22 protein-coding genes, 1 tRNA gene and 1 pseudogene are annotated in these 21,682 nt (G+C 67.0%); 6 read left to right on the top strand and 18 right to left on the bottom strand.

Going from position 1 to position 21,682, the window contains the following annotated elements; translation table 11 throughout:
- Position 1 precedes the first annotated feature (1 nt).
- The gene (locus tag LPA46_RS09160; protein ID WP_230892265.1) at positions 2-997 is read left to right on the top strand and encodes a DUF5784 family protein; all 996 of its coding nucleotides are present in this window, start codon (positions 2-4) and stop codon (positions 995-997) included.
- Here the strand turns inward: LPA46_RS09160 and LPA46_RS09155 are convergent.
- The 4 genes and pseudogenes from LPA46_RS09155 to LPA46_RS19105 all read right to left on the bottom strand — a co-directional run.
- Entirely contained in the window at positions 994-3,039 is a 2,046-nt protein-coding gene (locus tag LPA46_RS09155; protein WP_230892264.1) for a bacterio-opsin activator domain-containing protein, read from the bottom strand. The two genes, LPA46_RS09160 and LPA46_RS09155, sit on opposite strands and share 4 nt — an antisense overlap.
- Positions 3,040-3,044: 5 nt before the next feature.
- A complete protein-coding gene (locus tag LPA46_RS09150; protein WP_230892263.1) occupies positions 3,045-3,497 on the bottom strand; it encodes a response regulator in 453 nt (150 codons plus the stop codon).
- The gene (locus tag LPA46_RS19110) at positions 3,490-5,469 is read right to left on the bottom strand and encodes a PAS domain-containing sensor histidine kinase (RefSeq protein ID WP_442908231.1); all 1,980 of its coding nucleotides are present in this window, start codon (positions 5,467-5,469) and stop codon (positions 3,490-3,492) included. Before LPA46_RS19110 ends, LPA46_RS09150 begins: the two co-directional genes overlap by 8 nt.
- Before the next feature lie 30 nt (positions 5,470-5,499).
- Positions 5,500-7,857: pseudogene (locus tag LPA46_RS19105) on the bottom strand (PAS domain S-box protein); the annotation flags it as partial.
- Between the two features lie 94 nt (positions 7,858-7,951).
- Here LPA46_RS19105 and LPA46_RS09140 point away from each other — a divergent pair.
- On the top strand, positions 7,952-10,348 hold the full coding sequence (locus LPA46_RS09140) for an ATP-dependent DNA helicase (RefSeq protein ID WP_230892261.1): 2,397 nt from the start codon (positions 7,952-7,954) through the stop codon (positions 10,346-10,348).
- Here the strand turns inward: LPA46_RS09140 and LPA46_RS09135 are convergent.
- The gene (locus LPA46_RS09135) at positions 10,345-11,310 is read right to left on the bottom strand and encodes a Gfo/Idh/MocA family protein (protein ID WP_230892260.1); all 966 of its coding nucleotides are present in this window, start codon (positions 11,308-11,310) and stop codon (positions 10,345-10,347) included. The genes LPA46_RS09140 and LPA46_RS09135 overlap by 4 nt on opposite strands.
- 107 nt (positions 11,311-11,417) lie before the next feature.
- On the opposite strand from LPA46_RS09135, the gene LPA46_RS09130 reads away from it, so the two are divergent.
- A complete protein-coding gene (locus tag LPA46_RS09130) occupies positions 11,418-11,585 on the top strand; it encodes an HEWD family protein (protein ID WP_230888812.1) in 168 nt (55 codons plus the stop codon).
- Here LPA46_RS09130 and LPA46_RS09125 read toward each other — a convergent pair.
- Entirely contained in the window at positions 11,582-11,794 is a 213-nt protein-coding gene (locus LPA46_RS09125) for a helix-turn-helix domain-containing protein (RefSeq protein WP_230892259.1), read from the bottom strand. The genes LPA46_RS09130 and LPA46_RS09125 overlap by 4 nt on opposite strands.
- Positions 11,795-11,883: 89 nt before the next feature.
- Between LPA46_RS09125 and LPA46_RS09120 the strand changes: the two genes are divergently transcribed.
- A complete protein-coding gene (locus tag LPA46_RS09120) occupies positions 11,884-12,408 on the top strand; it encodes an acyltransferase (RefSeq protein ID WP_230892258.1) in 525 nt (174 codons plus the stop codon).
- Here the strand turns inward: LPA46_RS09120 and LPA46_RS09115 are convergent.
- Genes LPA46_RS09115 through dacZ form a run of 3 tightly spaced genes read right to left on the bottom strand, consistent with a single transcriptional unit; the run spans position 12,405 to position 14,555 of the window.
- Positions 12,405-12,968: a hypothetical protein gene (locus tag LPA46_RS09115; protein WP_230892257.1), complete on the bottom strand. Its 564-nt coding sequence runs from the start codon at positions 12,966-12,968 to the stop codon at positions 12,405-12,407. The two genes, LPA46_RS09120 and LPA46_RS09115, sit on opposite strands and share 4 nt — an antisense overlap.
- A complete protein-coding gene (locus tag LPA46_RS09110) occupies positions 12,965-13,741 on the bottom strand; it encodes a mechanosensitive ion channel domain-containing protein (protein WP_230892256.1) in 777 nt (258 codons plus the stop codon). Before LPA46_RS09110 ends, LPA46_RS09115 begins: the two co-directional genes overlap by 4 nt.
- Position 13,742: 1 nt before the next feature.
- A complete protein-coding gene (gene dacZ / locus LPA46_RS09105; protein ID WP_230892255.1) occupies positions 13,743-14,555 on the bottom strand; it encodes a diadenylate cyclase DacZ in 813 nt (270 codons plus the stop codon).
- Positions 14,556-14,697: 142 nt separating this feature from the next.
- Between dacZ and LPA46_RS09100 the strand changes: the two genes are divergently transcribed.
- Positions 14,698-15,072, top strand: coding sequence for a DUF2267 domain-containing protein (locus tag LPA46_RS09100; protein WP_230888806.1), 375 nt, complete (start codon positions 14,698-14,700; stop codon positions 15,070-15,072).
- 13 nt (positions 15,073-15,085) lie between these two features.
- Here the strand turns inward: LPA46_RS09100 and LPA46_RS09095 are convergent, their stop codons facing one another.
- The 7 genes from LPA46_RS09095 to LPA46_RS09070 all read right to left on the bottom strand — a co-directional run bounded on the left by LPA46_RS09095 (position 15,086) and on the right by LPA46_RS09070 (position 20,207).
- Positions 15,086-16,444, bottom strand: coding sequence for a hypothetical protein (locus tag LPA46_RS09095; protein WP_230892254.1), 1,359 nt, complete (start codon positions 16,442-16,444; stop codon positions 15,086-15,088).
- Complete coding sequence (locus LPA46_RS09090; RefSeq protein ID WP_230892253.1) at positions 16,441-17,052, bottom strand: hypothetical protein; 612 nt, start codon at positions 17,050-17,052, stop codon at positions 16,441-16,443. Before LPA46_RS09090 ends, LPA46_RS09095 begins: the two co-directional genes overlap by 4 nt.
- Before the next feature lie 44 nt (positions 17,053-17,096).
- The gene (locus LPA46_RS09085; RefSeq protein WP_230892252.1) at positions 17,097-18,521 is read right to left on the bottom strand and encodes an MATE family efflux transporter; all 1,425 of its coding nucleotides are present in this window, start codon (positions 18,519-18,521) and stop codon (positions 17,097-17,099) included.
- Complete coding sequence (locus tag LPA46_RS09080; protein WP_230892251.1) at positions 18,521-19,117, bottom strand: TetR/AcrR family transcriptional regulator; 597 nt, start codon at positions 19,115-19,117, stop codon at positions 18,521-18,523. Before LPA46_RS09080 ends, LPA46_RS09085 begins: the two co-directional genes overlap by 1 nt.
- Positions 19,118-19,203: 86 nt before the next feature.
- Positions 19,204-19,353, bottom strand: a complete 150-nt coding sequence (locus tag LPA46_RS19100; RefSeq protein ID WP_442908225.1) for a DUF7837 family putative zinc-binding protein — start codon at positions 19,351-19,353, stop codon at positions 19,204-19,206.
- 308 nt (positions 19,354-19,661) lie between these two features.
- Positions 19,662-19,745: transfer RNA gene (locus LPA46_RS09075), tRNA-Leu, on the bottom strand.
- A gap of 39 nt (positions 19,746-19,784) precedes the next feature.
- Positions 19,785-20,207 carry a hypothetical protein gene (locus LPA46_RS09070; RefSeq protein WP_230892250.1) on the bottom strand — a complete coding sequence of 141 codons (423 nt, stop codon included), beginning with the start codon at positions 20,205-20,207 and terminating at the stop codon, positions 19,785-19,787.
- 119 nt (positions 20,208-20,326) lie between these two features.
- Here LPA46_RS09070 and LPA46_RS09065 point away from each other — a divergent pair, with 119 nt between their 5' ends.
- Positions 20,327-20,635 (top strand): transcription initiation factor IIB family protein, encoded by a 309-nt coding sequence (locus LPA46_RS09065; protein ID WP_230892249.1) that lies wholly within the window; start codon positions 20,327-20,329, stop codon positions 20,633-20,635.
- A 4-nt stretch (positions 20,636-20,639) separates the two neighbouring features.
- Here LPA46_RS09065 and LPA46_RS09060 read toward each other — a convergent pair whose 3' ends face one another.
- Together LPA46_RS09060 and LPA46_RS09055 are read right to left on the bottom strand one after the other, a co-directional pair.
- Positions 20,640-21,116, bottom strand: a complete 477-nt coding sequence (locus LPA46_RS09060; RefSeq protein ID WP_230892248.1) for a phosphopantetheine adenylyltransferase — start codon at positions 21,114-21,116, stop codon at positions 20,640-20,642.
- Positions 21,117-21,155: 39 nt separating this feature from the next.
- Positions 21,156-21,656, bottom strand: a complete 501-nt coding sequence (locus tag LPA46_RS09055; RefSeq protein ID WP_230892247.1) for a winged helix-turn-helix domain-containing protein — start codon at positions 21,654-21,656, stop codon at positions 21,156-21,158.
- Positions 21,657-21,682: the final 26 nt, after the last annotated feature.

Here is a 21,682-nt window from a genome sequence, read left to right as displayed (position 1 = left end):
TGTGGCGAAACCGTTGCGGTTCCGGCGCTCGAACGCATCGTGGAGTGCCGACCGCGTTCACGACCAGCTCTACCGGGACCTCGACGACAACCTCGGCGCGAGTAGTTCGACGCCGTGGTTCAAACCCCCTGCCGGCTACGACGCACGGCGCTTCGACATGGACAACGGCGACACCGCGCTGTTCTGCTGGAACCACGACGGCGGGTGGTGGCTCGGCAACACCGAGACGCCGGAAGTGCTGTGGCGAACAGACAAGCAGTCGTTCGCCGAAGCCCCCGAGGCAGTCTCCGAGTGGGCCCAACGGGAACTCCTCGCGGAACTCCACGACGAAGACCCGTGGCTCTCGGCGTACCCCACGCTGTCGTGGTTCTTCCTTCCCGTGTTCATGTCGAAGGACGGTCGCGAGACGACACGCGCGTTCTTCAGCGAACACGCCGCCGGCTTCCCGGACGCCGACCCCGCAGACGCGCTCGCGTTCTACGAGGACTTCCTCGAGACGGGTGTCCTCGACGACGAGCGACACGTGATGGCGGGCAAACTCGGCACCTCCGAATTCCTCGACCTGGCGCGCGCGAGCGCCGCGATGAGCGAATTCCACGCCGCGTGGCTGCTCCACGAGGCCGGCTACGAAATCACACCCGAAATCGAAGTGACGACCGGTCACTCGCTGGACTTCCGTGCGGACCGCGAGGGCGAACACGGCATCCTCGTGGAGGTGACGCGGCCGGTCCCGACGAACGACCGCGCCGCCAACACACCAATTCGGGCGGTCAAGGAGACCGCGGAGACGAAGACCAGCGGCCAACTGGAAGCCCACGGCGGCGGCGCCGTCCTGTTCGTGGACTGCTCGTCGTTCCCCGACGACGAGTGGCGCCGCGTCCGCGGCGAACAGCCAGACGTCGGCCACCGGCCCGCGGTCGTCTTCCGCGTGCGGCCGAACGGCTCCGTGGACGGCTACACGAAGGGGTCGGTGCCGCTCTCGCTCCCACAGTTCTAAGTCGACGAATCGCTGGGGTCGTCGCCGACGAGGCGCGCGAAAATCTTGTTCTCGGCGGCGCGAAGGTGCTGTGAGAACGTCGGCCCAGAGATGCCCAGCGAGTCAGCAACGTCCTCACCGCTGGTCGCACGCGGCCACTCGAAGAACCCCGAGAAGTAGGCGGTCTCGACGACGGTACGCTGGCGGTCCGTCAGTTCCTCCGACCAGACGTCGGCGAGGCGACCGGGGCGCTCGTCGCGCTCGGTGACTTGGCGGCGTGCCACCGCCTCCGCGGAGTCGTACTCGTTCTGAAGCGCGTCGACGACTTCCCGCATGTCCGTATCCTGCGGGAACTGGGCGGTCATTCGAAGGTCTTCGCCGATGACGACCCGGCGAACCGACCCGCCAAGTGACGCTACCTCCGACATCAGCGGTGGGTCCGAAAGCCGGAGTTCGAACCGGACGCCGTCGACGTCCTCGCCGACGACGGTGACTGACTCCCAGAACGGCACCGTCTCCGCCAGCTGTTCGACCTGGTCGACGCCGCCGTCGTCGACCGTTCCGTAGACGAGGAACTCGTCCTCGTCTACGGAAATCGTTCGTTCCAGCTCTATCGGCGTCTCCGGGACGGTGCCAGCACCAATTGCGTCCGCAATCTCCCGAATCCGGAATTCCAATTCCACGACCGCGTCGCTCATCAGCGCCTGCTTTCGTTCGGCGGCCGCGATGGCGTGCCCGACGAGGTGGCCGAGGTGCTCGACGACAGTCCGTTCCTGCTCGCGGAACGCGTCCGAACGGTTAGCGTACACGTTCAATACACCGTACGTCGTGTCCTCGTAGTGAATCGGGATGGCGGCCGACGACTGGAAGTCGTACTCGTCGGCGACGTCGCGCCACTGCTCGTAGTCGCCATCGTCGTGGACGTCGAGTACAATCTGCATCTCACCGGTTCGCAACGCGCGCCCCGTCGGGCCTTCGCTAGCCGAGTCGTCCGGGTCGACGGACAGCGACACTTCGTCGAGGTAGCCGTCGGTGCCGGCGCTCGCGCGCACGTTCACCGCTTGGGTCTCGGGGTCGGGTTCGCCGACCCACGCGAATTCGTAGGACGGCGACTCTGCGAGGCGCTCGCAGGCGATGCGCTCGATCTCCTCGCGGGTGGACTGGTCGACGACCGCGCCCGCGACCCCGTGGACGACGTCGTTCAGTTGGTTCAGCGCGGCGAGGCGCTCGCGCTGGGCTTCCAGTTGGCGCTCGTACTCGCGCTGCTCGGTTACGTCACGTGTGTACACGACGAAGCCGTCTATCGCGGGCTCGTCGAGGAGGTTTCGGCCGCGGGCGTCCAGGAACACCCACGAGTCGTCCGCACAGCGGAATCGGAAGTCGACGGTCGCGCGGTAGTCGGGGTCCCCGGCGAGCCGGTCGAACTCTTCGCGGACCGCGACGCGGTCGTCGGGATGGATGTAATCGAAGGCGTTCTCGCCGACCAACTCGTCGGGGTCGTAGCCGAGTACGTGCTCCACGGACGGCGTGACGTACTGGACTGTTCCGTTCGGGTCCGTGATGGCGTTGACGTCCGTGGACTCCTCGATGAGCGTCTCGTAGCGCTTCTGCTCGCGGCGGTGCGCGCGCCGCTCGATAGCGTGGTGAACCGAGCGCACGAGCAACTCGGAGTTAATCTCGTCTTTGACGAGGAACTCCTCGGCCCCGCGGCGCAGCGCTTCCATCCCGACCTCGCGGTCGGTGAGCCCGGTGAGAACGACGACCGGGACGGCCTTCTCGTGGTCGAGCAACGTCGTGAGCGTCTCCAGCCCCGTGCTGTCCGGGAGTCCGAGGTCGAGGAGGACGACGTCGGCCCCTGCGTCGTCGAGGTGGTCGAGGGCGTCCTCAAGGCGCGTCTCGTGGACGATTGGGTCGTTCTCCTCGCGGTCGTCGCGGTCGACGAGCACGCCATCGTCGAACGAGCGCGCTTCCAGCGAGACGGCGTCGTCGAGCAGTTCGCGGATGTAGCGGGCGTCACCGGGATTGTCCTCGACCAGCAGTATTCGGGGGCGGGCGTCGCTCATGCGTGTCAGTCAGGGTCCGGTGGGAGTTCGACGAGCGTCAACCAGAACCGCTCGAACGAGCGAATCACGTCGACGAACTCGTTGGGGTCGATGGGTTTCGTGAGGTACGCGTTCGTGTGTTGCTCGTAGCTCTGCACGACGTCCTCCTCAGCCTCGGAGCTCGTGAGGACGACGACTGGAATCGTCCGCAGGTCGTCGTGGGATTTCACTTCCTCGAGGACGTCGAGACCGTCCACTTTCGGGAGGTTCAGGTCGAGCAGCATCAGGTCGGGGCGGGGGGCGTTGGCGTGGTCGCCGCGCTGGTGGAGAAAGTCGAGCGCAGCTTCGCCGTCGTTGACGTCGTGGAGGTCGTTGTTGATACGGGCTTCGGCGAAGGCCTCGCGCGTGAGGCGCACGTCGCCGGGATTGTCTTCGACCAGCAGAATGTCTACAGGCTCGCCGTCGCGGTGCTCAATCATCGCGTTGCCTCGTATCGGGAATGCTGAAGTAAAACGTTGACCCCTCGCCAGGCGTCGATTCTACCCAGACGTCGCCACCGTGGCGCTCGACGATGCGCTGAACGAGCGCGAGCCCGACCCCCGTCCCCGGGTGTTCGTCGTGCGTGTGGAGCCGTTGGAACACCTCGAAGATGCGGTCAGCGTGGTCGGGGTCGATGCCGATGCCGTCGTCGCTGACCTCGAACACCCACTCGTCGCCGTCGCGCTCGCTGGCCACGCGGACCGTTGGCGGCCCCTCACTGTACTCGATGGCGTTGCTCAGGAGGTTCCCGAACACCTGTCGGAGTTGGTCTTCGTCGCCGTCGACCGTCGGCAGCGACTCGGCGACGACGGTCGCGTCGTTGTCGTCGATTTTCATCTCGAAGTCGCGGCAGACGTCCGCGAACACCGCGTCGAGGTCGACGGGTTCGAACTCCGCGCCGCGCTCCACGCGGGAGTATTCGAGCAACGCATCTATCATCTCCTGCATCCGGTTCGCGCCATCGACTGCGTACTCGAGGAACTCCTGGCCGTCCTCGTCGAGCTCGTCCTCGTACCGGTCCTCGATGAGCGAGAGGTAGCTCGACACCATCCGGAGCGGCTCCTGGAGGTCGTGCGATGCCGCGTACGCGAACTGTTCGAGGCGCTCGTTGGACTCAGCCAAGTCCGAGACGAGTTGTTCGCGCTCGGCGTCGTAACGCTCGCGCTCGATGGCGTCCGCGAGGATGTTAGCCACGCTCTGTACGAAGTTGACGTCCTCCTCTGAGAACTGCTTGTGGCTGGTGTCGTGGGTGCCGAGGATGCCCCACGGCTCCTCAGGCGACCCGATGATGGTGCTGACGCCGCTCTCGACGTCGTGAGCGGTGAGTAGTTCCGGGCCACTGAACCGGTCTTCGGCGGTGAGGTCGTCCACGACGACGGGTTCCTCGGAGAGCAGCGTGTACCCCGCCTGAGAATTGTCGTCGGCGTCAACGGTCGCGTTCCCGACGATGCCGTCGTCCCAGCCGACGCCCTGCCGCAACAGCAGTTCGCGCGCGTCGTCGTCGAGGTCCAACACCTTGCAGTAGTCGTTTTCGAGGGCGTCAGCCACCTGCTCGGCGGCTTGCGCCATCAGTTCGTCGAGGTCGTCGGTGTCGAGCGCACGCTGCCCGAGGTTCGCGACGACCCGCTGTTGGCGCGCGCGGCGTTCGAGCGTCCGGTCGCGTTCGGCGCGCTCGGTGACGTCGGTCATCGTGATGACGCCACGCACGACCTCGCCGTCGTCGAACACCGGCATTCCGCGGACCTCGATGACGCGCTCGGAACCGTCCGCTCCCTCGATGTCGTAGACGTCGGGCTCGACCACTGGCTCGCCGTCGAGCACGCGAGCGAGCGCGTACTCGTCGGATTCGACGCGTTCGCCCGAATCCGCCCACCACGCCGTGTACTGGTCGTACTCCTGGACGGAATCGGCGTCGAAGTCCGCGCCACCCCAGATGCGTTTCGCGATGCCGTTGGCTTCCACGAGTTCGCCGTCGCCGTTCGCCACGACGACGCCCACCGGCAACACCTCGAACAGCGTCTCCAGTTGCTCGCGGTGCTGTTCGATTTCTCGCTCGGCGCGCTTCTGCTCGGTGATGTCCGTAACCGCGCCCGGGAACGTCACCGGCTCGCCGTCCTCGCACTCGACGTGGCCGCGCGCGACGACCCAACGGACGTCGCCGTCGGCGTCGTAGACGCGGTACTCTTCCTCGAAGTCGCTGCACGTCTCGACGGCTTCGTCGATGGCTGCGGCGACGCGCTCGCGGTCGTCCTCGTGCACCGACGTGACGAGTTCCGCCAGCGGCACGCCCTCGCGGGCGCGCTCGGGGTCGACGCCGAACAGGCGCGCGAGCGCGGCGTCGGCGACGACACGGTCTTCGGGGACGTGCCACTCCCACGTGCCGACCGCGCCCGCTTCCGCTGCGGCCTCCATTTGGGCTTTCGCGTCGGCGAGCGCCTGCTCGCGTTTCTTCTGCTCGGTGATGTCGACCGCGAAGCTCTGTCCCGCCGTGATGTCGCCGTAGGCGTCCCGAAGCGGAGTCGCCCACACTCGGTACGTTCGTCCTGCAAGCGTCGACACCACGCTGCCCGTCTCACCGTTCAACGCCTCGTGGAACACCGGTTCGAGGTCGTCCGCGGTGTCTTCGGGAAGCGCCTCCCAGATGGTTTTCCCCTCGACGTCGGCGGCGTCCAGCGGGATGTCCTCCCACATCGTCCCGTCCACGAGCGTGTACCGGAGGTCCTCGTCGAAGACGCCGACGCCGCCGTTCGGGAAGTTCTCCGCGAGCGTGCGGTAGCGTCGCTCGCTCGCTTCGAGCTTCCGCCGGTTCTCCGTGCGCTCGGTGACATCCTGTACGACGAGCATCCCGCCGTCGACGTCGCCGTCGGGCCCGTGAACCGGGAGCACGCGCGCGGACACGTGCCTTCCGCGGAACGACGTCTCGAAGACCCGCGATTCACCGTCGAGCGCCGCTTCGAAGTGCGGCTCGATTTCCTCGACGAGGTGGTCGGGGTAGATGTCGTGAACGCGGCGCCCGACGCGGTCGGCCGGCGAGACGTCGCCCTCGTCGACGAGTTCGCCGCCGACCGCGGTGTATCGGAGGTCGTCGTCGAAGAGGCCGACCGCGCCGTTCGGGAAGTTCTCCACGAGCGTGCGATAGCGCTGTTCGCTTTCCTCGATGCGGCGGCGACGCTCGCGTCGCTCCGTGATGTCTCGGACGGCGCCGACGCGCTGGCGTTCCCCGTCCCGCGTCTCCAGCGAGGAGAACGTCACCTCAACGGGGAGTTCGTCGCCGTGTTTCGTCTCGATGGTCGTCTCCAGCGTCGGCGTCTCGTCGTCGTCCGCGGCCGCCCGAATCTCGGCGGCGCGTTCCAGCGTCGACTCGTCGACGAACTGTGACGCGTGCTCGCCGCGTAACTCCGCGCGGCTGTACCCCGTGATGTCGGCGAACCGGTCGTTGACTGCTTCGTAGTAACCGTCCTCGTCGGTGACGTAGATGCCGTCGTTGAGCGTCTCGAAGATGGTCTCGTAGCGGGCGAGCTGCTGTTCGCGCTCCGCGCGCTCGGTGACGTCCTGAGACATCCCCATCGCGGCCGTGACCTCGCCGTCGTCGTACACCGGGAAGATGTGAAACTGATTGACGCGGCCGCCGATTTCGCGCTCGAACGTACTCGACTCGCCGTCCAGCGCGGCCCGATACCGCGGGACGACGACGTCCGCGAGGTCCGCTGACAGCACCTCCTCGACACACCGGCCTTCGAGGTCGGCGGCCGTGCTGTCGCCGGTGTCGGCCGGCGACCCGCCGACAGTCACGTACCGGAGGTCGTCGTCCACGAGTGCAACCGCGCCGTTGGGCACGTTCTCGACGAGCGTCTCGTAGCGGCGCCGCGATGCTTCGACCGCGTCGTTCCGGCGTTGGAGCCGCTCGCGGGTGCGCTGCTGGGCGAGTTCGTAGCCGACCCACTCCGCAGCGATGTCCACGAGCGTGACCTCCCACTCCGTGAACCCTCGGGTTCGGGGCTCGGCTCCGAAGAAACAGAACGTCGCCTCGACGTCGCCGTCGACGACGACGGGCGCGCCGAGGAAGCACGAGAGCCCGAGTTCGGCGTTCGTGGCGCGGTCCTCGAACCCGGATGCGTCCGCCTCGATGTCCCCGAAGACGACGGACGACTCGGTCTCCACGATGCGCTCGCAGTTCGTCTCGTCGAGGTGGTACGTGTCGCCCGCGTCGAGCGGAGCGTCCGCTGGCGCGTCTACCAGTTCGAACGTGTAGTCGTCACCGTCGATTGTCGACAGCGACGCGTACTCGGTGCCGATGGTCTCCCGAACGAGCGCCAGCAGCGCCTCGGTTCGCTCCTCGAACGACCGGCTGGCGTCTGTCGTCACGTCGTAGACGTCCCGGAGAACACGCTGGCGCTCTTCGGGGTCGTGTGTGTGCTCGTCATTCCCGTCAGCGGCCGGTGAGAGCACGCCGACTGTGCCGCCTTCGCCGTCCGCACCGATTCCTCGGAGCCGTAGTTCGAAGGGGGCCGACTCGCCAGTGGCCAATTCGACAGTAACCGTCAGCGTCGCGTCCGCACTGGCGTCGAGACTGTCGAGCGTGTGGTCGATACGACCGGCGTCGTCGCCGAACAGCGCCGCAAGCGGTTCACCGACGGCCTCGCCGTTCGTATACCCCGTCTGCTCGACGAACTCCTCGCTGACGCCGGCGAATTGTCGGTCTGCGTCGAGTTCGAAGACGCCGCCGTCGACGACGGCCGCTAGCGCCTCGTACTGTCGCTGTGGCGCGCTCGCGCCCGGCGACGCCTCCCCCTGTTCCATACCAATCCGATGCGTACTTCCACGGAAGAATCCTCCGGCCGTCGCGTTCGGCAATCCGTACGTTCATACCTCGTGGCGCCCCACCCTGTACCGAATGGGCGACGACGACTGGCGCGACTTCTTCGGGTTCGACCGACCCTACGACCAGCAGGCCGACGCCATCGACGCGGCAATCGACGCCGGCGAGCGCGGCGGCTACCTCGCGATGGAGGGGCCCTGCGGCACCGGCAAGACGATGGCGGCGCTGACCGCTGCCGCCCAGCTCGTGCGCCGTACCGACGACTACGAGCGCGTGTTCGTCGTCACCCCCGTGAAACAGCAGCTCCAGCAGTTCGTCGCGGACCTCCGACAGATGAATTCGGGACTCGACGAGCCGCTGAACGGCGTCGCACTCGTCGGGAAGCGCGACCTCTGTCCGTACGGCCGCGAGGACGTGTTCCCGCGGGACGCCAGCGTCCACGACCGCTGCGAGGACCTCCGCGAGTCCACCGCAGGCCTCGTGGAGGCCGACGGCGAGGGTGGGAGTTTCGACGGACAGGACGCCCGGGAGTTGACGGAACTGCGCGCCACGGACGCGCTCGACGACCCCTGGTGGGACCCCGCGAAGGCTCGGGACCTCGCACGGTCGGCGCGCGCGGACGCCAACCACAATCTCTCAGAGAATCCGCTGCGGACCGACGGCGCAGACTCCCCGTACGTGCCCGTGCAGCCGAGCGCACCCGAGGAGTTCGCCGACGGCGACCCGCCGCTGTTCTGCCCGTTCGAGGCCGACTGGTACGGACGGAACAAGGGTTCGCCCGTCGGCTTCGACGTCGGCGACTACAACGTCGTCACGAGCGAGGACTTCCTCCCTGCAGCCGTAGAGTACGGCACCTGCCCGCACCGCGTCCAGCAGGTCATGCTCGACCACACGGACGTCGTCATCGGGAACTACAACCACCTCTTCGACCCGCAGACCCGCGGCCTCACCGAACACCTACTCGACGAGCAGACCTTCGTCGTGGTGGACGAAGCCCACCGCCTGGAGGAGCGCGTTCGTGACCTCCTCTCGGACCGCGTAGGCCGACACACGCTAGCTCGCGCGCGAAACGACCTCCGGCAGTTGCTTACGACGGCCAAGCAGAGCGAGTCGAACCGCCAGCAGGTTCGGGACGAACTGAAGAGCTACGAGGTCACCCTGGACGCCGTCGAGGAGGCCGTGGAGTTCCTCGGCGACGTCTCGGAGTGGCTCGACGACCGCGTCGCCGAGTATCTCGCGAACGAGGGCCACGACCCGAACCGACCCCGCGACCTCCCGGAGTACGACCACGAAATTCCGCTCCGGGACCCCGAAACCGACGAACCCGACGACCTCACGCGATGGGCCGAACAGGAGGGGTACACGGGTGGGCTGTGGCGGTCGCTGGCGGATATCGGCACCGCGGTCGCGGCGATCCTGGAGGACGACGGCGACCGCTCGGCGGTCTGTGGCGCAGTCGGAATCACCCTCCAGCGGTGGTGGGAGCGCGACCACGCGACGTACTTCCGGGAAATCGAGCTCGAGCACGCGCCCAAAGAGTCCGGGCGTGCCGGCGCGGCGTGGGCAGAGACGTACACGCCCGCGCTCGTGACGTACAACTGCATGCCGGCGCGCGCACTCCGCGAAACGTTCGCGGGACTGGGCGGCGGCGTGCTGATGAGCGCGACGCTGGAACCACTGGACGTCTTCCGCGAGGTGACGGGACTGGACCGGCTCGAAGCGGGTGCCGGTGACGCGGAAGCCCGGCCGGTCGTCGAACGCCGCTACGACCTGCGATTCCCCGAGGAGAACCGCGCGAGCTTCATCGTGGACGCGACGCCGTTCACCGCGCGCAATCGCGGCGACCCGACCAGCGAGAACGCCAACCAAACCCGGGAGCAGTACCGCTACGTCCTCCGCACCATCGCGCGCACGCCGGGGAACGTCCTCGTCTGCATGCCGAACTACCGCGAGGCGGCGTGGGCGGGTGACTACCTCGAGGGAGCCGTCGAGAAGCCCGTGCTCGTCGACGAGTCCTCCTCGAACGAGGACACGGACGCGCTCAAGCGCCAGTTCTTCCGCGGCGACGGCAAAGTCATGGTGACGAGCACCCGCGGCACGCTCACGGAGGGCGTCGACTACGACGGCGACAAACTCGCGGCGTGCGCCGTCGTGGGTGTACCGCTCGTGAACGTCGGGTCGCCGCGCGTGCGCGCCGTCCGGCGGGCGTACGCTGACGCGTTCGGCGAGGACCACGCCTTCGAGTACGCGCTGACGGTGCCGGCGGTGCGGCGCGCGCGACAGGCTATCGGGCGCGTGATTCGCGGCCCAGAAGAGGTCGGCGTGCGGGCGTTCGTCGGCCAGCGCTACGTCGAGGGCGCCCGCCACTCCGTCTTCGAGTACCTCGGCCCCGGCGAGCGCGAGGAGTTCACGCGGATGACGCCGGAGTTCCTCGGCGACCAGTTAGACCTGTTCTGGAGCGAGCACGCCTAGAGCGGAATCGTGTCGCCGGTCGCCGACGATTCGTAGATGGCGTCGATGGCGCGCATGTTCGCGACGGCTTCCTCGCCGTCCGTCAGAGGGTCGCGGCCGGCCTCGATGCTGGCTGCGAAGTGCTCGATTTCGAGGCGGTAGGAGTCCACTGGGTCGAACGTCTCTTCGACGGTTTTCTCGTCGGTTCCCCAGCGGAGCGTCGTCTCCGAGCCACCGGGATTGAACGCGGCATCGGCTTCCAGCCAGCCGTCGGTCCCCTCGACGCGGTACGTCTGGTGGATCGGCGTTTCGAAGCTCGCTTCGATGGTGGCGGTCGCGCCGTCGTCGAATTCGAACGTAGCCGCGACTTCTGTGTCGACGCCTGCGTCGCGGCGGTCGTGCGTGTGGCCGGAGACGAGCGCGGGTTCGCCGAGGAACGTGCGGGCGGCATTGACGGGGTAGCAGCCGACGTCCATGAGTGCGCCGCCGGCGAGGTCGGGGTCGAGGCGGACGTCCGGGCCGTCTTCGAGCTGGAAGCTGAACTCCGCGTGAACGTGGCGGAGGTCGCCGAGTTCGGCGCGCGCGACGTCGACGGCGCGAACCGTCCGGGGGTGGTAGCGGTACATGAACGCTTCCATGAGCGTGACGCCGGCGTCCGCGCAGTGTTCGACGACGTCGACGGCTTCGTCGGCGTCCGCGGCGAGTGGTTTCTCGCAGAGCACGTGGAGGCCGGCGTCGGCGGCCCGCTTCGTCCACTCGGCGTGGAGGCCGTTCGGGAGCGGAACGTAGACGGCGTCGATGTCCGCGTCCAGCAGGTCGTCGTAGGAGTCGTACGTCTCGGGGATGTCGTGGCGGTCGGCGTACGCGGCTGCGGCGTCCGCACTTCGCGAGGCAATCGCGCGGACCTCGTGGTCAGTCGACCGAATCGCGGGGACGACTGACTCGTCGCCGATGTTCGCCGTGGAGAGAATTCCGAACTGCATGCCCGAACCCGGACGCGCCGACGCCGTAACTGTTTGGACCGACGGCTGTCGAACTCGCGGTGTCGTGGACAGAACACTCAAGCCGGCGGGCCGACTGCGTACGCGTGATGGCCGAAATTCGAGCCCCGAAAGAGCGCACGTGCACGCAGTGTGGGCGCTCGGAACGCTGGGACGACGAGACGGGGAACTGGCGAGTCGACGACGAGGTCGGTGACGTCTACTGCGTCCACTCCTGGGACGTCACGGGGTCGTTCACTCCCGTGGAGGAGTCCTAGAGCGGGCGCGCAGCGACGTAGCTGTCGCCGTCCTGCTCGACGATCCCGCGGTTGCGCAGCGTCTTCAGCACGCTGTACAGCGTGATGCGTGGGACGTCGAGTTCGCCGTGGAGTTCGTCCAGCGTCGCGCTCTCGTTCGTTGAGAGGTAGAGGTAGACCAGCTTCCCGCGCGGCGACTCCACCCCAGTCGGCAGCTGTCGAGTAGACATTCGTCGTTTGCCGACTATAGTTCGACGATAATAAATCCTACCTTCGACAGTAGTCGTACATTCGGAGTCAGCGGGGAACACGTAGGTTCATGGCGGCCGCCCACGAACCCGCGAGCGTGTCGCGCCACGACCGCCTCGACCGGAATCCGACTCCCGGCCGCCGCAACTCCCTGTGGCACTGGCCGGACGCCAAACACCCGTTACGGGTCGCGCTCAACTACGTCGTCGTCGTACTCGCGCGCATCTGCCCGAGCCTCCGCGCGAAGAACTGGCTACTGCGCCGGCTCGGCGTTACGGTCGGCACGGGCGCGTCGTGGGGACTGGAATCCACGCCCGACGTCTTCTGGCCGGAACTCGTCACTGTCGGCGAGAACGCCGTCGTCGGTTACGATGCCACGCTGCTCTGCCACGAGTTCCTCCAAGACGAGTACCGAACCGGCGAGGTCGTCGTCGGCGACCGCGCGATGGTCGGCGCGGGCGCAATCGTCCTCCCCGGGGTCCGCATCGGCGAGGACGCGCAGGTCGCCGCGAACTCGCTGGTCACCGACGACGTGCCACCCGGCGAGACAGTCGCTGGCGTCCCTGCCGAACCGCTCGACTACGACGAGCGCTAGTGCGTCGCGCGAACGCGCTCCGCCGCGCCCTCGTCGTAACTTCCCGGAACGAACACGCCAGTGGCAGCGAGCGCAGTGAGACACGCGAACGCGCCGCCGACCGAGAACGAGCCGATTGTGCGTAGGACGGGGTCGACGGAGACGCCCGCGACGATAGCGGCCAGCGCGAACGCCAGGAAGGCCAGGGCGAACGCCGCTCGCGTCCCCCGGAAGTAAACCGCCGACGCGTACCAGAACGCTCGCACGCGGCGTGCAAACGGTGCGCCGTCGCTGGTCGCCGCATCTGCGAGCCCCGCTGCGCCTGCTGCCGCGGTGGCACCTGCTGTGTACCCGAGTACGCCGGCGACTGCGAGCAGATAGACGCCCGCTTGTTCCCACACGGAGAACGACCCCGCTGCGACGGCTATCAGCACGCCGGTGAGCGCGCCGAGCCACAGCGTCCACCGCGACCCGTGCTCGCGCGCCCACGCTCGTCGGTCGCCGCTGGCAATCATCGCGTAGCCACCGACAGTGAGCACCGCCCAGCCCACGACCGCCAATACGGAGGCGACCGGACTCATTCGCGCACCACGACGACGCCGCGCTTGAACACGAGGTGGTTCGGAAGCACGTACTCCCGGCCGTCGTCCTCGACGCGCGTCACGAACACGTTCACCTCCTGGACGATGCCCTCGTGCTCGCCGATAGCGACGCGGTCGCCGATGCCGTACGGCTGCCGTAACAGGAGATAGGCACCGGACGCTGCGGACGTCAACAGCTGGTGCGTGGCGACCGCCGTGAACAGGATGAGCGCCCCGACGTACGCTGCCAGCAACACGAGCAGCGCGTCGATTGCGACCCCGACCTGTGAGAGGGCGACCAGCGCCGCGACGAACAGGACGCTGTACTTCACGGCCTTCGGGAGGACCGACATCTCCGGCACCTTCACGCTCCGCAGTCGCTCGCTGACGAACAGCTCCGCCTTGTCTCCCGCGAGTACGCCGAAGAACAGCACCGCGACCGCAATCACGACCGACGGGAGGAAGCCGACAATTGGGTACCAGACCGCGTCCTGGACGGTGAGCCGAGCAACTTCGAGCGCGACCAGCACCGCGAACGCGTAGATTATCCACGACGTCAGCCGCGCGACCAGCGACACCGTGGACGCTCCGATATCGTGGGCCATGCGCTCGATGCTCGTCCCCTCGACAGCCTCGTCGACGTCCAGCGCCAACAGTAGGCGCTCGTTCACACGGCCAATCAGGTAGCCGAGCGCGAGCCCTGCGAACAGCACCGCGACGGCGAGCACGTACCGGAAGTCGGGGTCTAGTACCGGACTGAAATCGACTTGCATGTCAGTACTCCTCGGGGTCGAGTTCGAGCACGAGTTCGCCGCCCTTGAACGCCCGCACGAGACCGTCGGATTCAGAGAGCACGATGGCGACAGCGGTCGTATCCCGCGTGATGGCGCCCGCGGCCATGTGGCGCGCACCCAGCCCCTTCGGAATGTCGGTACCCTCGGCGCTGGGCTCGAGGTAGCGGTACGCGGAGACGATCTTCCCGGAGTCGCTGATGACGAACGCGCCGTCCAGCCGCGAGAACTCCTTGAGCATCACGTTCACGATGGGGTCGCCGACGTGGACGTGGCTCTTCTCGAAGGGGTTGTAAGAGAGCGGGCGGGACTTGTTCATCACCTTCCCGGCGTCCCCAACAACGAACAGCGCGCCCACGGGCTTGCCCTTCTGGCCCTTCTGCCCGAGTTCGATGGCGACCTCGAAGACGTCCCGGATGACGCCGGGTTCCGCCCGCGAGTTCGCGAACAGGTCGTAGATGCCGGAGTGACGGGACTCGTCGACTTTCGTACGCGCGACCATGTCGATGTCGTCGCCGAACAGCGGCGCTGCACAGCCGAGTTCGTCGCCATCCTCGATGGCCCCCTCCGTGAGCGCGCCTTCGACGCCGAATTGGATGCGCTCTTTGACGTCATCGAACGCCAGCGGCAACTCCACGAACGTCTCCGCGCCGACGGAGTTCTCCGTGGCGACGACCACCACGTCCGCTCCCTCGACGTCTTTCACGCGGTCGTAGTACGCCCCGCTCGGCGAGAACACGAGCAACGTGTCGATGCCGTCGAGCACGTCCTCGAGGAGTTCCGGTGGCCTAGCCATTTACTGGAGGAAGCCGCCCCACGCGCAAAAAGGTTAGCGCCCGTCGTCTGCCTGTCTGACAGTTGGCTGCCGTGTCTGTGGCCCCCAGACTCTTTCCGGCTCGCTTCGACGCTCCCCACGAGCGGCTCCCGCTCGTTGCACTATGACCGAACTTATCGAAGCAGTACGACGGCACGCCGATTTCGACTCCGAGGCGGAGGCACGCACCGCAACGCGAGCCGTGCTTGCCGCGCTCGGGAGACGCATCGCCCGCGGCGAAGCCGAAGACATCGCCGAGCACCTCGCCGGCGACCCCGCGGACTGGATACTCCCCACCGAGTCTGATGGCCCGACGTCGCTGTCGGTCGACGAGTTCGTCGCGTTCGTCGCCGAGGAAGCAGACGCCGACGAGGACGACGCCTGGGACTACGTGGAAGCCGTCCTCGGTGGTCTCAGCGACGTCCTCCCTGAGGCGGAGTTCCGCGGTATTACCTCCCAGTTCCCGCCGGAGTACGACCGGCTGCTCGTCGAGACGTAACGTTCGCGGGCGATTATCCGTCCGTCGCGGACCCACCGCGAACCGCGTCCCGGAGCACCGCGGTCACTCGTTCGGCGACCGGCGGAACCGCGTCCGCGGCGTGGACTGCGAGCGCGTACATCGCAACGGCGTTTCGGACGTCCCGCTGGTCGGGAACGTCTTCGTGCGACTCGTAGTCGGGGTTGCCCGCGAGTTCGCGTTCCCCGTCCCGCAGCGCCGACCGCGCCCGCACCGCGAGCACGTCCGTGAGCGAATGGGGCTCCATCGTCTCGGTCTCCGCTACTGCGTCCACGGCTCGCTCCCATGCGTCGACGACCGCGTCCGTTGACTGTGGCATGCCATACTCGCCGTTCTGGATGGCTTCGACGACGGCTTCGAGCGCCAGCAGCCCGACGAGCGCGCGACCGCTCTCCGCGACGGCGGTCGCGTAGTCGTCGCGCTCGATGGCCGACTCCATCGACTCGATGGAAGTTCGTGCGGTGGACTTCGTCCGCCAGAACAGCCACTCAGCGGGCTTGTCGTCGAGGTCACGTTGGAAGTTGGAGACGCCGGATTCCGCGCTCACGTACGGGTCTACGCGGTGTCGCGTCGCGTCAGTCACGCGTTCCAGTCGGACTGCTGCAGTCGCGATGGCGTCCCGGTAGCCCGCCATCTCGTCGTCGGTGTAAGCGTCGCGGAGCGCCGCGGCGTCGTCGACGGATGCTCGGGCATCCTCTACTTCACTGACCAGCGACCCGACCTCGAAAACCGCGTCCTTCGGGTTCGCCGGGAACGGCTGGTCGGGTATGAGCGCGTCCCCCGCGTCCGTCGCGAGGCTCTCGACGTTACGATGGACGGCGGCCGCTTCGACGACGTTTCGGCCCCGGTACGCCCAGTTCTCTCGGAACGCGCGGAGGTCCCCACGTATCACCTCCTGGCGTTCGCGCAAGCCTTCGGGGTCTGCGTCACCGGTCGCGGCCTCGTACGCACCGCGGACCTCAGCGGCGTCAGTGCGGTCGTAGCGCCAGCCACCGACCGCTTCGAGCGTCGAGACGTCCGTCGACCGGTCCGCGATGCTCTCGGCCGCGTGCTCGCGGTCGTCGGCTATCCGGGCTGCGACGACTCCGTTCGGAATCGCAGGGTCCTCGGGAACCTCCGCCAGTAGCGCCGCTGCCCGATTGGCGTGGGTTTCGGCGAGCGCGTTCGGTACCGGTCCGGGATGGGTCGCCGGAATCGTCACGGCGTCCAAATCCGGAACGTCGCGGAGGCGTTCGGAGTCGTAGGAGACGCTCGAGTCGTCGTCCCCGACGACCGGGAGCCGCGAACAGCCAGCAGTCACCGCGAGCGCGCTCGCACCGGCCGCGAGGAACGCCCGACGGCTCCGTTCGGTCACACCCCACCACCCCTACTGTCGTCGGCGGTGACGGGGGCTGGCCGCTCGTCGCAGCTCTTGCTCCACCGTGACCCGAACGAGGAGAAGTCCTCGCCGCTGAACGGCAGCCGGATACCCACGCCGACCGTCTCCTCGGCATCCCGGCTGCACGCCGCGTCCGCGGGACGGAGGCTCGAACAGAACGACGTCTGGAGGCCGTCGTCCTCGCGCCAGACGCCGCGGAGACGGAGGTCGTAGCACTGTTGGATGGCCCGCGACTGGACGAGCACCGACTCGGAGTCGTAGTCCGTCTCTTGGACGAATGCCCTCAGTTCCGCGGCGGTGTCGCTGTCGGCGAACGATACGTCGTCGAGGTCGTCCTCGTCGCTGACGTAGATGTGGCCGCCCGGGCGTCGCTCCGTTCTGGTCGAGCGCTCGCCTCGCCAGAACAACGGCTCGACACTCGACTGCCGCACAGTATGGAGACTGTAGTCGGTAACCGGTTCACCACGTCGTCTCGTCGCCGGCTCTTCGAATCCGCTGCTCTCCTCGCCGCTACATCCTGCGAGCGTTGCCGCTGCTGCCGTACCGAGTGCCTGGAGGGCACGCCGTCGGGACCAAGTGGGCATCTCGGTCGCGGGTTCGTCGCGCGGCGCAAAAGAAGTGCAGGTCCTCAGTCGTCGGTCGCAGCAGCGTCCGGGCTCGCCGCCTCGGACTCCGTGAGGTCGGCGTCGCGCCACGTGCCGCGCCGATACCACAGGTAGGCGATGGTGGCGCCGATGACGTTCGAGACGGCGAACGCCAGCCAGATGCCGGTTTCGCCGATGGACTGGGCGGAGAACCACGCCACCGGCAGCCGGATGACGCCGAGCATCAGCACGGAGATGGCGGCGGCGGTGAGCGTCTTGCCGGCCCCGCGGAAGCTGCCGGTGTACGCCCGCATGATGCCGATGAACCCGAACGTCAGCGCGACGTACCGGAGGAACTCGGTGGTGACCGAGACGACCGCCGGGTCGGTGGTGAACACGTCCGCGATGGCGGACGCGGTGAACCACGTGACGATGCCGGCTGCGGTGAGCACGCCGAACAGGACTTTCGCGGCGATGCCGGCGGCGGCCTCTGCGCGGTCGGGTTTGCCCGCACCGATGTTCTGTCCGGTCATCGTCTCGACGCCGCGTGCGACCGCGATGGCGGGCAGGAAGATGACCGAGAACACGCGCGTCCCGATGCCGTACGCCGCGACGACCGTGTCGGAGAACAGCGCGACGACCACCAACAGCAGGTTCATCGAGAGCGCGCGTCCCGTCCCCTCGATAGTGGCGGGCAGCCCGATGCGGAGCAGGCGGCGAAGGTAGCCGAAGTCCGGTGCCATGTCACGGAGGTGGATTTCGATGCCGCGGGACCCCTCGAACATAATGGCGAGGCCGACGACCATCGCCAGCGCGCGCGAGAACACCGTCGCGATGGCGGCACCCTGGATGCCCATCTCGGGGAACACCCACCAGCCGAAAATGAGGAACGGGTCGATGACGATGTTGAGCACGACCGACCCGAACATCACGAGCATCGGCGTAATCGTGTCGCCGTACCCGCGCATCAGTGCGATGAACACGAAGAAGCCGAACATGAACGCCAGCCCGAGCGCGATGACCTCCATGTAACTAGTCGCCAGCGGGAGGACGTCCTGGGACGCGCCGAGCAGCCGGAGGAAGTCCTCGACGAAGAAGTAGCCGATACCGCCGAGTAGAGCGGACGCGATAGCCGCGAACGTCACCGTCTGTCCGGCCGCATACTCGGCTTCGCGTTGCTCGCCGGCACCGGTGTGCTGGGCGACCAGTACGCTGCCTGCGACGGAGAGCCCCATGCCCAGCGAGATGAGCAGGAACACCATCGGGAACCCGAAGCTGATGGCGGCGAGTGCATCGGTGCTGTATTGGCCCAGCCAGAACGTGTCCGCGAGGTTGTACGCCGTCTGGAAGAGGTTCGTCACGACGATGGGGAGTGCGAGGAAGAACAGCGGCTTCCCGACGTCCCCGGAGGTCAGGTCGAACTCCTCCTGGCCCTTGAAGATGGAGTCGAGCCGGCTTCGGAGCCCCATCAGGCGCTCACCTCCGCCCCGTCGGCGACGAGGTGGGTCTCGACGTACTCGGCGAGCGTCTCCCGGATTCGGTCGAGCGGGTGGTTCACGGAGACGCGGCGCGTGTGTGCGCCCTTGATGGTTGTCACGAGGAACTCCGCGGTTGTCTCGGGGTCGACGTCGGCGTGGAATTCGCCGGCTTCGACGCCGTCCGCGACGACCGCCTCGATGCGGTCGGTGAGGTATTGATCGAAGTCGGTGAGGCGCTTCCGGAACCCCTCGTCGTAGGGCGCTTGCGCCTTAATTTCGAGCATTGCCGTCCGGAAGTCGATTCCGGGGACGTCGCCGCCTTCCGCCAGCGAGAACTCCACGAGGGCGAGCAGGTGCTCGCGGTAGGTTTCCCCGGATACGTCGTCGACGTGGTCGGTGTAGTCGTCGTAGAGGTACTCGAGGAACGCCTCGAAGAGGTCTTGTTTGCTGTCGTAGTGGTAGTGAATCGTCGCCTTGCTCTTCTCGGAGTTGTCTGCGATGTCCTGCACGGTGAGGTCGGCGAACCCGTGCTCGCAGAGCGCGCGATACGTCGCGTCCAGAATCTCGTCGGTCGGTTGCGCCGCCATACTGGTGTTGCCAATCCTTACTGACTATTCAGTCAAAAACGTTCGGAAGGGAGAAGTCGTGTGCCGCCATCCGCGCGTGAAAACCACTAACTCGGGTGGACCGGCTCCACACAGTCCGGGCACTCCGCGTACACCACTCGGTGGCCGTTCCGCTCGTACTCAACGAGTACCGTACCCGACGGAATGGCCGCACCACACTCCGGGCACACACCGAGGGACTGAGATTCCGTGGACATGGATTCAGGCTCCATCGGAATACAGAACGCGGCATCGCAAAAAGGCGACCCAACCGTAGTGAAAGTGGAGTGCGGCGGTATCCCTCGTTTTAACTCCAAGGGCGCGGGACCGGAATCGGACCGAAGGAAGAAACGTTCGCTCACTTCAGAAGGGAGAGTTAGTGGTCGGCATTCGCGCGAACGAAGTGAGCGCGATTCATTGAACGCGAGGCAAAGCCGAGCGTTCAGCCTTTTAGCGTAGATTTTGTGCAGAGTGGTGCCCACAGCGAACGGAGTGAGCGACGACACCCGAGGCGCAAAAAGGTACGTGCGCGGGACCGGATTTGAACCGGCGGACCCCTACGGGATAGCGTCCTAAGCGCTACGCCTTTTCCTGGCTTGGCTACCCGCGCGCACTTCGACGTATCCGAGGCAGGCAAATGAGAATTGCGTTACGTCCCGGGCACGCCGAGCGCGTCGAGCGACCCGATACCGACGAGCGTGAGCGCGGCGAGGACGACGGTTGCAACGGCCCACGCGGCGACGCCGATGATGCCGGCGCGCGTCCAGCCGACGGGGTAGCGCCACTTGATGACGCCGACCCACGCGACCAGCGCGAGCAGACCGCCGACCAGTGGCACGCCGTCGAGGAGCGCCCACACGATGGCGCCAAAGAGCGCGGTGAGGACTGCGTCGCCGTACTCGCCCGCACCGGCGACGTAACTCGCGGCGACGTGGATAGCGACGCCGCCGACGAGCAGGCTCCCCGCGAACACGACCACGGAGTCGTCGATTGGGCCGCCAGCCTGCGCGGGCGTCGCCAACCCGGCGAACAGTTCCACGAACGCGACTGCGAACGCGAGTGGTGTCGTCATCTGTAGTCGCCACGACGTCCCTCCAGCCCTTCAACTGTCGACACCCTCGCCCCGGATTCACTCGATTTGTCCCGAATTCGCCGGCGAAGATTTACGTGTAGCGCGCCGAACCTACGAGTATGTACCGTGCGGGCGACGAGTTCGACCAACAACAGTGGCTCGACGACCTCGAGAGCGTCGCTGGCGAGCTACAGTTGGATGCGGAAGCGAAAACGACCGCGAAGGACATCTTCCTCTCGGCGGTGCCGGGGGAAGAACGGTCGAAGCCCGCGGTCGTCGCGGCCAGTGTTTACGCGGGTTCACTCATCGCTGGCGACCAGCGCTCACAGACTGCGGTCGCGGACGCCGCAGACGTCTCCCGGCTCGTCATTCAGCAGCGCTGGAAGGAACTCTTGGAGGAAGCCGGCTTCGACGCGCCGTCCTGGTAGGAAACTAGCGGCCGTCGCGTTCGGGCGTAAGGTTGCCGTGTTCGTCGATTTCTCCCTGTACGATGCGCGTCGAAGAGATGATGTCGCCGTCCTCGGCGCGGACGTGGTCGACGACCTCGATGTCGAGCGGGTCTAGCCCGCGCTCCGCGCGGATGTCGTTGATGCGCTCGCCCGTGGCCTTTGTCTCTGGGGAGACCACGAGCACGTCGAAGGTGGGTTCGGTGGCGATACCGGTCGGTTCTTCGAGTTTCCGGATCTCGAACTCGCTGTCGTAGTCGTCGGCGATGGCGTCGAGTTCGGCTTCGAGGTCGCGCTTGCGCTCCTCGAACGGTCGGACCTCGCGGTCGACGCTACGCGTCTGTTCGGCGAGTTCGTCGCTGGTCAACCCGACAGTGACGTCCCCGAGCTCGAATGCGCGCTCGAAGAGCTTGCGGTGGCCGTCGTGAATCGGGTCGAACGTCCCACCGAGGGCGACGTTCATACGCCGCCGGAGGCACGCGCAGCGTTTACCAGTTTGGGTTCAGGAGCGCTGCTCGTCTTCGTCGGTGTCGTCGGCTGCCTCGACTTCGATTCGGACCGGCTCGTCGGTGGTCTCGGCGTCCTCGTTGCCGAGGTGCGCATCGAGGTTGAACACGGTGTTGAGTTCGTTCTGGACGCGACCGACGACGCCGCCGACCAGGTCGCTCGGCGCGATGGCGGTGTACTCGTAGGGGTTGTTACCCGCACCGTCGCTCTGGCGCTTGCGGCGCTCGACGACGTCTTCTTCGGCGAGTTCCGCGAGCGCTTCGCGGACCGTCGACGGATACAGACCGGTGCCGTCGGCGACTTCTTCGCTGGTGCTCCACGGATGCTGGCGGAGATAGACGAAGATTCGCGCGCGCGTTTCCGTGTCGAGCACCCACGACAGAATGTCGACGACCCCCTGGTCGAAGCCTGCGACGGCGCGCTCTTTCTCCTCCCCGAGTCGGTCCCGCGGCGACTGGTCCTCCCCCGCTGTCTCGTCGGTAGTGTCCTCAGACATGCGTCGTCTCGTTCAGGTCAAAAGCG

It is taken from the genome of Halobacterium sp. KA-6 (assembly GCF_021029015.1).
In the GTDB taxonomy this organism is placed as follows: Archaea; Halobacteriota; Halobacteria; order Halobacteriales; family Halobacteriaceae; genus Halobacterium.
Note: the sequence above shows the minus strand (reverse complement) of the source record. Positions and strands in the feature narration are given on the sequence as shown.